7 protein-coding genes are annotated in these 12459 nt (G+C 65.6%); 5 read left to right on the top strand and 2 right to left on the bottom strand.

All coding sequences use genetic code 11. The features are described from left to right. Nucleotides 1–22: 22 nt before the first annotated feature. The 3 genes from ACIQC9_RS12010 (at nucleotide 23) to ACIQC9_RS12000 (ending at nucleotide 5232) form a co-directional block, all read left to right on the top strand. Complete coding sequence (locus tag ACIQC9_RS12010; RefSeq protein WP_400616124.1) at nucleotides 23–2179, top strand: prolyl oligopeptidase family protein; 2157 nt, start codon at nucleotides 23–25, stop codon at nucleotides 2177–2179. 97 nt (nucleotides 2180–2276) lie between these two features. Next, the gene (locus tag ACIQC9_RS12005) at nucleotides 2277–3440 is read left to right on the top strand and encodes a zinc-dependent alcohol dehydrogenase (RefSeq protein WP_400616122.1); all 1164 of its coding nucleotides are present in this window, start codon (nucleotides 2277–2279) and stop codon (nucleotides 3438–3440) included. A gap of 133 nt (nucleotides 3441–3573) precedes the next feature. Beyond that, nucleotides 3574–5232: a P-loop ATPase, Sll1717 family gene (locus tag ACIQC9_RS12000; RefSeq protein WP_400616120.1), complete on the top strand. Its 1659-nt coding sequence runs from the start codon at nucleotides 3574–3576 to the stop codon at nucleotides 5230–5232. A gap of 35 nt (nucleotides 5233–5267) precedes the next feature. Here the strand turns inward: ACIQC9_RS12000 and clpB are convergent, their stop codons facing one another. Then, nucleotides 5268–7856: an ATP-dependent chaperone ClpB gene (clpB, locus tag ACIQC9_RS11995; protein WP_400616118.1), complete on the bottom strand. Its 2589-nt coding sequence runs from the start codon at nucleotides 7854–7856 to the stop codon at nucleotides 5268–5270. Between the two features lie 117 nt (nucleotides 7857–7973). Continuing rightward, a complete protein-coding gene (locus tag ACIQC9_RS11990; protein WP_400616116.1) occupies nucleotides 7974–10241 on the bottom strand; it encodes a TonB-dependent receptor domain-containing protein in 2268 nt (755 codons plus the stop codon). A gap of 228 nt (nucleotides 10242–10469) precedes the next feature. Here ACIQC9_RS11990 and ACIQC9_RS11985 point away from each other — a divergent pair, with 228 nt between their 5' ends. Together ACIQC9_RS11985 and ACIQC9_RS11980 are read left to right on the top strand one after the other, a co-directional pair. Further along, nucleotides 10470–12101 (top strand): serine hydrolase, encoded by a 1632-nt coding sequence (locus ACIQC9_RS11985; protein ID WP_400616113.1) that lies wholly within the window; start codon nucleotides 10470–10472, stop codon nucleotides 12099–12101. 2 nt (nucleotides 12102–12103) lie between these two features. Continuing rightward, on the top strand, nucleotides 12104–12448 hold the full coding sequence (locus ACIQC9_RS11980) for an iron chaperone (RefSeq protein ID WP_400616110.1): 345 nt from the start codon (nucleotides 12104–12106) through the stop codon (nucleotides 12446–12448). The last annotated feature ends 11 nt before the right edge of the window (nucleotides 12449–12459 follow it).

The raw sequence follows: 12459 nt of genomic DNA, 5'->3' as shown, positions 1-12459 counted from the left end.
CCTGCGATGAGCGGAGTTTGTGATGATCCGGTTCCTGATGACAGGCGTGGCGGCGATAGCGATCAGCAGCGGGGCGCTGGCCCAGACCCCTCCGCACATGCCGGCGGACCTGTCTCCCGCCGGCGTGCGGGCCGCGGACGATCATCTGGCGCTGGAGGAGGTCAACGGCGCCGAGGCTATGGCCTTCGTGCGGGCCGAGAACGGGAAGAGCCTCGCGGCCCTCACCGGCGATCCGCGCTACGAGACCTTCCGGGCTGAGGCTGAGGCGATCCTGACGGCGACGGACCGCATTCCGGCGCCGGTCTTCCTCGGCGAGGGGATCGGCAATTTCTGGCAGGACGCGACCAATCCCAAGGGGGTGTGGCGGCGGACGACGCTGGACGGCTATCGCGCGGCGACCCCGCCGTGGGAAACCCTGCTGGACATCGACGCCCTGTCGCGAACCGAGGGCAAGGACTGGGTCTGGAAGGGCGCCAGCTGTCTGGCCCCGAACGAGACTCGCTGCCTGATCAGCCTGTCGGACGGCGGCAAGGATGCGGTGGTGGTGCGCGAGTTCGACACGACGACCAAGCGATTCGTCGACGACGGTTTCGTGCTGCCGGAAGGCAAGCACCGGATCAGCTGGCTGGACCGCGACACGCTTCTGGTCGCTACGGACTTCGGCGCGGGCACGCTGACGGAGTCGGGTTATCCTTACATCGTGAAATCGCTGAAGCGCGGCCAGTCGTTGGCTGACGCGACCGAGGTCTACCGCGGCGACCAGTCGGACGGCGGCTATGGCGTGTCGGCCTCATTGTATCGCGACAGTCGCGGGGCGGTGGAGGCGGTGATCATTTCGCGGCCGCTGGACACCTATCGGTCGGAGACGTGGCGGCTGGTCGACGGTCGGCCCGTCAAGCTGGCCGTGCCTGAGCGGGTGTCGATCTACGGGACGCTGGGCCAGCGGCTGGTGCTGTCGAACGACGAGGCGTGGCGCTGGGGCCCCCGGACGATCGCGCCAGGGGCGTTGCTGGCGATCTCGATGGAGGAGCTGGCCCGGGGCGCGGGCGGGTTCTACCCGGATACGGATCCGGAAACGATCTTCACGCCCACGCCGCGCCAGTCCCTGCAGGACGTGGCGGTCATGGACGATCACGTCGTGGCCGTCATCTCGGACAACGTCGTCAGCCGGGTCATGCGCTACCGGTTCGGCCAGAACAATCAGCCCATCTGGTCGGGCGCCGACATCGCCGGACCGGAGAACAGCGCCATCGGACTGGGCGACAGTTCGAAGGCGTCGGGACAGGTCTTCGTTTCCGCGCAAGGGTTCCTGACGCCGCCGACCCTGGGTCTTCTGGCGGCTGACGCGTCGGCGCCGGTCGAGCTGAAGTCGACGCCGGCCAAGTTCGACGCCTCGACCCATGTGACCGAACAGTTCGAGGCGACCTCGTCCGACGGGACGAAGATCCCCTATTTCGTCACCCGGCCGAAGAACCAGGCCGCGCCGGCGGCGACCATCCTGTTCGGCTACGGCGGCTTTCAGGTCAGCTTCCCGCCCGCCTACAAGCCCGAGATGGGCAAGCTGTGGCTCGAGAACGGCGGCGTCTTCGTGCAGGCCAACATCCGGGGCGGGGGCGAGTTCGGCCCGGCCTGGCACCAGGCGGTGCTGCGCGAGAACCGCCAGCTGGCCTTCGACGACTTCGCCGCCGTCGCCCGCGACCTGCAGCAGCGGGGCATCACCACGCCGGAGAAGCTGGGCATCTACGGCCGGTCGAACGGCGGGGTGCTGACCTCGGTGTCGATCACCCAGCATCCGGAGCTGTTCAACGCGGCGGTGATCGAGAGCCCGCTGATCGACATGCTGCGCTATCAGGACCTGCCGGCCGGCGCGTCATGGATCGGCGAATACGGCGACCCGCGCGTGCCCGCCGACGCCGCCTTCATCGCCCGCTATTCCGCCTATCAGAACCTTCGTCCGGGGGCGGAGTATCCGCGCGTCTACATCACCACCAATACCCGCGACGACCGGGTCCACCCCGGCCACGCCCGCAAGTTCGCGGCCCGGCTGGGGGACATGGGCTACGACCACCTCTATTATGAGGAGACCTCGGGCGGGCACTCCAACGACGCCGACCCGGTCGCCAACGCCCGCCGCTGGGCCCGGCACTACGTCTATCTGAGCCAGCAGTTGATGGACTGACGCTTCATGCCGCGCCCGGTCACGCGCCTGTGTCGGATACCCGACGGAACAGGCGCGCCCGCCGGACCTTCCTTCTCCTCATTCGATGGAGACGGTCATGAAGGCGCTGTGCTGGCAGGGTAAGGAAAAGATCCGTTGCGAGGAGGTCCCGGATCCCGAGATCCAGGACGGCCGCGACGCCATCATCCGCGTGACCAGCTGCGCCATCTGCGGATCCGACCTGCACCTGTACGGCGGCTTCGTGCCCGGGATGAAGCACGGCGACGTCATGGGTCACGAGACCATGGGCGAGGTCGTCGCCGTCGGTAAGGACAACAAGAAGCTGAAGGTCGGCGACCGCGTCGTCGTGCCCTTCACCATCAGCTGTGGCGACTGCGAGTTCTGCAAACGCCAGCTGTTCAGCCTGTGCGAGGTGTCCAATCCGGCGGGGGCGGAACAGGCGAAGACGACCGGTTATCCGACGGCCGGCCTGTTCGGCTACACCCACATGTACGGCGGCTTCCCCGGCGGGCAGGCGGAGTATCTGCGCGTCCCCTTCGCCGACGTGGGGCCGATCAAGGTGCCTGAGGGCCTGACCGACGATCAGGTGCTGTTCCTGTCCGACATCTTCCCGACCGGCTGGATGGCGGCCGAGAATGCGGACATCAAGCCGGGGCACACCGTCCTCGTCTTCGGCTGCGGCCCCGTGGGCCAGTTCGCCATCCGCAGCGCCTTCATGATGGGCGCCGAGCGGGTCATCGCCATCGACGAGGTCGAGGAACGGCTGGCGATGGCCGAGGCGGGCGGCGCCGAGACGATCGACTTCTCGGCCGTGAAGGGCGAGCTGCAGGACGAGATTCTGGCCCGCACCAACGGACGCGGCCCGGACTCGGTCATCGAGGCCGTCGGTCTGGAAAGCCACGGCTCGGGCAGCCTGATCGAGAAGACGCAGGAGGCTGTCGCCGGCAAGATGGAGCGGGCCTACGCCCTGAACCAGGCCATCGTCGCCTGCCGCCCGGGCGGGACCATCAGCCTGCCCGGCGTCTTCGTCGGCGGCGTGCCGGTGATGATGGGCGCCTTCGTCGGCAAGGGCCTGACCCTGAAGACCGGCCAGACGCATGTGCAGCGCTATCTCGAACCCCTGATGCGCAAGATCGAGGCGGGGGAGATCGACCCCAGCTTCCTGATCACCCACAAGATCAGGCTCGAGGACGGACCGGACATGTACAAGACGTTTCAGGAGAAGAAGGACGGCTGCGTGAAGATCGTGATCAACCCGTAGGTCGCGAACGCGCGACGGCGGGGAGACCAGAGGCCTCGGTGGCGACGCCGGGGCCTTTTCTCATCCACGGTTACGCTTCAACGGTTGGATAACCGCGCTTGACGACCGCGCACGATTCCCGCGAAGCTTGTTTATGAGCCCAAAACCGCGGAACCCAATTACCCTTCGACAGGGCCAAAACATCGGCCAACCAGCGGCTGAAGACGACGACGAATTTCTGTTTACGACATTCTTCGAGAACTATGCGTTCAAGGAAATCTCGGACCTTTCTTCGCCGAAATTCTTGCTTCTCGGAAGAACGGGGACAGGCAAAACCGCGATTATTCGGCGTCTTGAGAGGGAGCGTGATCGGACAATTCGCATCGATCCAGCCGAACTATCACTCCAGTACATTTCCAACTCGGATATTATCCGCTTTTTCGAAGCAGCGGGCGTAAAGCTCGATCTTTTCTATCAACTTCTGTGGCGCCACGTCATAGCTACCGAGCTCATCAAATATCACTTCAAGCTAGAAGATGAGCAGAGAACTCGGCAGTTTTTTGCAAAATTCTCGGACGCTTTCAATCAAAAGCGGAAACGGGCCATGGAATACATGCGCTCATTCGGGTCCGATTTCTGGCTAGAAACAGATGCTAGGATCACCCAAGTTACCCAGAAATTTGAATCGGAATTGAACGCTAGCTTGGAAGCTGCGGGGCCGATTGCGGCCAAGGCTGGTGGGCGATCATTCGCGTCTGAGGAGCACAGAAAAGACGTCGTTGCTCGAGCTCAGAAGGTCGTTGACAACGTGCACCTTCAGCAACTCAGCGAAGTCATAGATTGGTTGCATGAAGAAGTCTTCGATGACTACAAGAAGCCTCACTACGTCTTAATAGATGATCTGGATTTGAACTTTGCGACAGGCCAAACCAAGCTCTGGCTTGTCCGCGCCCTTATTGAAACCTGTAAGAAATTCAAGAAGGTATCGAACGTAAAAATCGTCATATCAATACGAACCGACCTTCTCGAGCGTGTCTTCGAGTCGACCCGGGACGAAGGGTTTCAGGAGGAAAAGTATAAAGGAAACATCCTGAATGTTGAATGGCTTCCGGGGGAACTTAAAGAGATCGTAGATCGGCGCCTAAAGGAATCCATAAAGAGGCAATACAGCAACGCGGCGGTTGGTTTTGATGAGATATTTCCTGATCGGATAAACCAGAGCGAGAGCCTTCCGTATATTGTCCAGCGAACCCTCCACCGCCCGCGCGACATAATCGCCTTCGTCAACGAATGTATCGATCAATCTGTTGGAAGCGACCGAGTCACCGTGGCGGCGGTCAGGAAGGCGGAGGAGCCTTATAGTGCTGATCGATTTAACGCCTTGCGGGATGAGTGGCTCGGCCATTACCCGCTTCTGGACCGAGCCTGTAAGCCCCTAATCGGGCGGGCTCGTCGATTCACGTTGGGATCAATCACAGATGGCCAGATCGAAGACTTGATGCTCGATCTAGCGACTTCAAAAGGCGCGGAAACAGACCGGCTTGGAGCAGCAGCATTGCAGGCGGGCTCGTATGGCGGAGGAAAAGCCCGAGAATTCAGGAACGAGTGGCTCGATGCGCTCTACAAGGTTGGGGTCTTGGGCCTCAAGACTGATGCGGGAACGCCAGTCAAATGGAATTACCGCGGACGACAGACCCTGAATGCCGCTGACGTAGGCGACGATACGATGATCTATGTGCATCCTATGCTGTGGCGACAGCTCGCGATCGCCACAAAGGACCAAGACTCAGACATCGACTCTCCGACGGTTTGATTACACCAGCGGTTAAGCCAGAGCGTTCGGGCTCGTCAGTGCACCCGCGCCTTCCCGATCTCCAGCCCGTCCGCGCCCGCCGACACCGCGATCACTGACCCGTCCTCCACCTCCCCCGCCAGCAGCTTGCGCGCGATCGGGTCGACCAGTTCCTTCTGGATCACGCGCTTGAGCGGGCGGGCGCCATAGACCGGGTCGTAACCCTTGTCGGCGAGCCAGGCGTAGGCGCCGTCGTCGAGGGACAGGGTCAGTCTGCGGTCGGCCAGCAGCTTTTCGAACCGCGACAGCTGGATGCGGACGATGCCGGACATCTGGGCGCGGCCGAGGCGGCGGAAGAGGATGATCTCGTCGATGCGGTTCAGGAATTCGGGGCGGAAGTGGGCGCGGACGGCCTCCATGACGTAGGGGCGCACGGTCTCGACGTCGTCGCCTTCGCCCTGACCGGCCAGGGCCTCGGAGCCGAGGTTGGAGGTCATGATGATCAGGGTGTTGCGGAAGTCGATGGTGCGGCCCTGACCGTCGGTCAGGCGGCCGTCGTCCAGCACCTGAAGCAGGACGTTAAAGACGTCCGGGTGGGCCTTCTCGACCTCGTCGAACAGGACGACCTGATAGGGGCGCCTGCGCACCGCCTCGGTCAGGGCGCCGCCCTCGTCATAGCCGACATAGCCGGGAGGGGCGCCGATCAGGCGGGAGACGCTGTGCTTCTCCATGTACTCGGACATGTCGAGGCGGGTGATGGCGGCCTCGTCGTCGAACAGGAACTCGGCCAGCGCCTTGGTCAGCTCGGTCTTGCCCACGCCCGTGGGGCCGAGGAAGAGGAAGGAGCCGAGCGGGCGGTGGGGGTCGTTCAGGCCGGCGCGGGCGCGGCGAACGGCGTCGGACACGGCGGCCAGCGCCTCGTCCTGACCGATCACGCGGCCGCTGAGCACGTCCTCCATCTTGAGCAGCTTCTCGCGTTCGCCCTCCAGCATCTTGTCGACGGGGACGCCGGTCCAGCGGGAGACGACGGCGGCGATCTGTTCGGCGTCGACGACCTCCGGGGTCAGGGGGCCGGACTTGTCGGCCTCGTTGGCTTCGGCCTCGGCAAGCTGCTTCTCGATGCCGGGAATCTGGCCGTAGGCGATCTCCGACGCGCGGCCGAGGTCGCCGGCGCGCTGGGCGGCGGCCAGTTCGGCGCGCAGGCGGTCGAGGGTTTCGCGCAACTGGGCGCCGGCGCCGACCTTTTCCTTTTCGGCCTTCCAGCGGGCGGTCAGGTCATCGGACTGGCCCTCAAGGTCGGCGATCTCGTCCTCGAGTTTTTCGAGGCGGGCTTTGGACGCTGAATCGGTTTCCTTCTTCAGGGCCTCGCGTTCGATCTTCAGCTGGACCAGACGGCGGTCGATCTCGTCCAGCGCCTCGGGCTTGGAGTCGACGGCCATGCGCACGCGACTGGCGGCCTCGTCGACGAGGTCGATCGCCTTGTCGGGCAGGAAACGGTCGGTGATGTAGCGGTTCGACAGGGTCGCGGCGGCGACGATGGCGCTGTCGGAAATGCGCACGCCGTGGTGGACCTCGTACTTCTCCTTCAGTCCACGGAGGATCGACACCGTGTCCTCGACCGAGGGCTCCTCGACGAAGACGGGCTGGAAGCGGCGGGCGAGAGCCGCGTCCTTTTCGACGTGCTTGCGGTACTCGTCCAGCGTGGTGGCGCCGACGCAGTGCAGCTCGCCCCGGGCCAGCGCGGGCTTGAGCAGGTTGGACGCATCCATGGCGCCGTCGCCCTTTCCGGCGCCGACCAGGGTGTGCATCTCGTCGATGAAGAGAATGATCTGGCCCTCGGCGGCGGAGACCTCGTTCAGCACGGCCTTCAGCCGCTCCTCGAACTCGCCGCGGTATTTCGCGCCGGCGATGAGGCTGCCCATGTCCAGCGCCATGACCTTCTTGTCGCGCAGGCTTTCGGGCACGTCGCCGTTGACGATGCGGAGCGCCAGACCCTCGACGATGGCGGTCTTGCCGACGCCGGGTTCGCCGATCAGGACGGGGTTGTTCTTGGTGCGGCGGGCGAGGACCTGAATGGTGCGGCGGATTTCCTCGTCGCGGCCGATGACCGGATCGATCTTGCCGTCGGCGGCGGCCAGCGTCAGGTCGCGGGCGTAGCGCTTCAGGGCGTCATAGGCGTCCTCGGCCCCGGCCGAGTCGGCGGTCTTGCCCTTGCGGATCTCGTTGATGGCCTCGTCGAGCTTGTCCGGCGTGACGCCGGCGGCGGTGAGCACGGTTTTGGCGACGCCGCCTTCTTTCGCCAGCGCGGACAGGACGCGTTCGGTGGTCACGAACTGGTCGCCGGATTTCTTTGCGGCGGCCTCTGCGGCGGCGAAGACGCGGGCGGTGTCGCCGTCGAGATAGAGCTGGCCCGAGCCGCCGGAGACCTGAGCGCGCTTCTTCAGCGCGGTCTCGACATCGGCCTCGGCGCGCTTCGCGTCGCCGCCGGCGGCGGTGATCAGATTGCGGGCGAGGCCGTCGCGCTCCTCCAGCAGCACCTTGAGCAGGTGCTCGGGTGCGAACTGCTGGTGCCGGCGGGCGAGGGCGAGAGACTGGGCCGACTGGACGGCCTGTCTGGCGCGGTCGGAGTAAAGGTCGAGGTTCACGTGTTCATCCCCTGAAAGGCGGAGTTCCGGAACCCCGTCCTCACTGCGAGCGACGCGGTCCCGGTTGCACTTCAGGTGGGCCCGGCCCCTGCGTCACACAAGGGCCGGACGGATGCGTCAGCTGCCGGTCGTGGGCGCCGAGAAGTCGAACTGCTCCGGACGGCGCTGGCCCGTGCCGAAGTTCCAGGTGAAGCCGACATAGACGGCGCGGCCGCCGAAGGTGATGCTGGTGCGGTCGGTGAAGGTCGGCGTCTCGATGGTGCTGACGGCGCCGTACTCGTCCAGCAAATCGCGGGCGGTGACGTTGAACGACCAGTCCTTGTTGATCTTCCGACGGTAGCCGAAGTTCAGCAGCGTGGTCTGTTCCCGCACGCCCTGCGCCTGCAGCTGGTCGCCGGCCCAGATGCCGGACAACTGCACGAAGTCCTCCTGCGTCGGAGACCAGTTCAGCGTCAGGCGGCCGCCCACGCCGTCGCCGCTGCGATCCACCGCGCCGGGAATGCCGGCCGCGTCGATCTCCTGACGATAGGCGTTGACGCTGGCGCTGTAGCGCAGGGTCGGGTGCAGGGCGCCGTTGGCCACCAGTTCGAGCCCGGTCGAGCGGCTGGAGCCGAGGTTCTCCGGCCGCGTCAGGAAGATGCCGGTCCCGAGATCGGTGGTCACCTCGGTGAACGCATCCTTCGTGTCGCGGTAGTAGAGGGTGGCTTGGTAGAAGTTCTGGCCCGCCCGCTTCTGGTACATGACCTCGAACGAATCCGTTTCCTGTGGCAGCAGATCCGGATTGCCCGAGCGGTAGTTCAGCGGGTCCTGATAGCTGAGGAAGGGGTTCAGCTGCTGCGGCTGCGGCCGTGCGATACGCCGGCTGTAGCTGCCGCGCACGCTCTCGCCCTCGGCCAGGGTGTAGGCCAGATGTATCGTCGGATAGGCGCGGAAGTAGTCGTTGGACGACTGGATGTTGGTCGTGACCTGATCGAGATCGAGATTGGCCTGTTCCAGACGCAGGCCGAACTGGGCCGACAGCTTCTCGCTGAACGGCTTTTCGTAGGTCGCGTAGAGGGCGTGGACCTGCTGATCGAAGTGGAATTCGTTGGACACGATCGGGTCGGGGATCAGGCCGCCGGGCGTCGGCCCACGGGCGACGGCGTTGTCGAGCTCAAGGCTGACCGCCTGCAGCTCATACCCCGCGCGCAGGCGGCCGCCGTCGGCGAAGGGCCGGACATAGGCGCTGGTGTAGCCGATCTGGTTCTGACGGTTCCGGAGCTCGACGTCCTCGAAGAAGGTCGGCGTGGCGGGGATGGTCTGGTTGACCGCCGTGTCGAAGCCGAAGGTGAAGTTGTTGCGATCGTAGCGGAGCTCGTTGGACCACTCGTGACCCTGGTCGTCGAAGCGACGCAGGACGCGCGCCGAGGCGCCCGAGAACTGGCCCTGGAACCCGCCGAACGAGTTGCGGGTGTAGGCCGAGGCCAGACCGCCGCCCACGGCGTCGGCTTCGTACAGGTCGATGGCGTCGGCGAGGTTGTCGATGTCGGTGTGGCGGATGTCGCCCGACAGCTGGGTCTTGTCGTCGAGGTTATGCTCGGCCGCCAGACGCACGAAGACGGTGTCGGAATCGCCCGAGACGGTCTGGTTCTGGCGCGCCTCAAGGAACTGGCCGGAGCCCGAATCCAGCCGCGTGCGCAGGCGTTCGACCTCCTGAACGAAGGTGTCGTGACGGATGCCGATATCGGCCGACAGCGTGGTCTTGCCCATCACGTGGGCGATGTTGCCGCCGATGTTCCAGCGGCCATTGTCGCCGACATTGGCGCGGATGGAGCCGGTGGTCGTGGCGCCGGCGCGGACCGTGTTCGGCTTGGAGATCAGGTTGATGACGCCGCCCGAGCCCTCGGGGCTGTAGGCCGCCGACGGGTTGGTCATGACCTCGATGCGGGCGTACTGGTTCGCCGGAATCTGCAGCACCATCGGGCCGCGGCTGGGGCCGTTGAACTGGGTCGAGGGTCGGCCGTCGACGAGGATGGTGACATTGGCGTCGCCGCGCAGGCTGACGTTGCCGTCGGGATCGACCTCGACCGAAGGCACGTTGCGCAGGGCCTCGGCCAGCGAACCGGTCGCGGCCTGCAGGTCGTCGGCGAGGCTGTAGCTGACTGAGTCGATCGAGGTGCGGACATCACTCTGGCGTGCGTTGACGACCACGTCCTCGACCTTGGTCGGCTCGTCGTCCTCGGGCTCGGGCGCGGGGGTCTGGGCCGGGGCGGGCGTCGCAGCGGGCGGGGTTTGGGCGGGGGTTTGCGCGGGCGGCGGAGTCGTCGGCGCCGTCTGGGCGAACGCGCTCCCCGACGTGGCGGCCAGAGCGGCGCCGGTCAGCAGCCAGAGTTTGAAAGTCGTCATGATAGCCCCCGTCACCAACGCGGTGAGATCGGCGTTATATGCGAAGGTAAAGGGTGCTTGACAGTTAAATCGCCGTCATAATGACGGCTGAAATGGGCAATTACTGAAACATTACATACCCTTCATGTTCGCTTATCGGCGTTCTCCGGCCGGCCTGAGGGCGGGACAGGCTCTGGCGTCGACCGATCCTGCGAGCTAGGTTTTGCCCGAGTTTTCAGGAGCCGCTTCATGTCCATCCGCCTGACCCGCCGCGCCGCGCTGGCCTCGTCCGTCGCCGCAACGGGCGTCGTGGTTCCCTTCGGCGCGTGGGCGCAGGAGGCGGCGGGAGACGACGCAGCGCTGGCAGCCGCGATCGACGCCTATGTGAAGCAGTGCCTGCAGGCGTGGCCGGATCAGCCGGCGGTGTCTGTGGCGGTCGTGCGCGACGGCAAGGCGGTGCTGACCCGCGGCTATGGCAAGAAGGCCATGGACCGGCCGGAGCCCGCGGACGAGCGGACCCTGTTCGCCATCGCCTCGAACACCAAGGCGATCACCTGTGCCGCGCTGGCCATCCTGGTCGACGAGGGGAAGGTGAAATGGGACGAGCCGGTGCGGACCTATCTGCCCGGCTTCACCCTGTCGAAGCCCGAGCTGAATGATCTGGTCACGGTGCGCGATCTGGTCAGCCACCGGATCGGCTTCGGCCTCGGCGCCGGCGACCTGTTGTTCTGGCCCAACAGCGACCGGACCCGCGCCGAGATCATGGCGGCGATCCCGAATGTGCCGATCGAGGACCTGTTCCGGCAGCGCTACCACTACTGCAATCTGATGTTCGTGGCGGCCGGCGAGGTCGTGGCGGCGGCCAGCGGCATGCCGTGGGAGCAGTTCGTCCAGACCCGGATCGTCGATCGTCTGGGCATGACTGACACCCTTGTGGTGATGAAGGACGCCGATCCGTCCAAATGCGCCCTGCCGCACGGCCGGGTCGGACCGCCCCTGCGCTATCAGGGGTCGATGACGCGGATCGCGGACTCGGTTCAGGAGGTCTGGAACTGGACCTCGGCGGCGGCCGCCGGCGGCTTCCTGACCAACGCCGTGGATTGGTCCAGGTGGATGGCGGTGCAGCTGTCGGGCGGCGTTCTGCCGGACGGTTCGCGGCTGTTCTCCGAGGCGCAGGGTCGTGAGATGTGGCGGCCGAACGTCATCGTCTCCAACTCGGGCGGCCCGACGCCAGACATGCCGGGGCGCGCTGTGACCGCGACCTATGCGACCGGCTGGCAGGTGATGGACTATCGCGGCGAGCGGATGATCACCCACGGCGGCGGATCGCCGGGCGGCATCTCGGGCACGGTTCTGCTGCCGGGCCGCAAGGTCGGGTTCAGCTATTTCACCAATGCGGAAGAGAGCTTCCTGCTCCGGGCCCTGCGCTCGGGCATCGCCGATGTGATCATGGGCGCGAGCCGCATGGGGCCGGCCTTCGACTGGATCGCCGATTCGAAGCGGCTGGAGCGCGAGGGGATCGACAAGTCCATCGCCGCCGCGGCGGAGATCGACGCCAAACAGGCGGCGGGCGCGAAGCCGTCGCTGCCGCTGTCGGCCTATGCCGGCACGTGGCGCGACCCTTGGTACGGCGACATCGTCATCTCGGAACGCAACGGCGGCCTGTGGCTGACCTTCAGCCGGACGCCCGCGTTGAAGGGGCCGCTGGAGCCCTATGACGGCGAAACCCTGCGCACCCGCTTCCCCGACAAGCGTGAGGAGGATGCGTTCGTGACCTTCGCTCTGGAGAACGGCCGACCGGCAAGCGCGACGGTCAAGGCGGTCAGCCCGGATGCGGACTTCAGCTACGACTATCAGGACCTGAGACTGACGAAGGCCTGACCATGAGCAAGCCCGGGACCGTCGATGCCTATATCGCCGCACAGCCCGAGCCGGCGCGGACCGCGGCGACGGCGGTGCGGGAGGCGATCCGAAAGGCCGTTCCGGATGCGGAGGAAAAGATCAGCTACGGCATCGCCGCCTTCCGACGCGACGGGCGCAACTTCCTCTATCTCGGGGCGTGGAAGACCCACATCGGCCTGTATCCCATCTATCGCGGCGACGCGGCGCTCGAGGCCGAGGTCGGGCCGTACCGGGCGAAGAGCGACACAGTGCAGCTGCCCTACAAGGACAAGCTGCCGCTGCAACTCATCGAGCGGATCGCTCGGGCGCAGGCCGGGCTGACCTAGATGACAGGCGC

This window comes from Brevundimonas sp. NPDC092305 (genome assembly GCF_044755415.1).
Lineage (GTDB): Bacteria > Pseudomonadota > Alphaproteobacteria > Caulobacterales > Caulobacteraceae > Brevundimonas.
The sequence above is the reverse complement of the archived record's forward strand: the minus strand, read 5'-3'. Positions and strand labels throughout refer to the sequence as shown.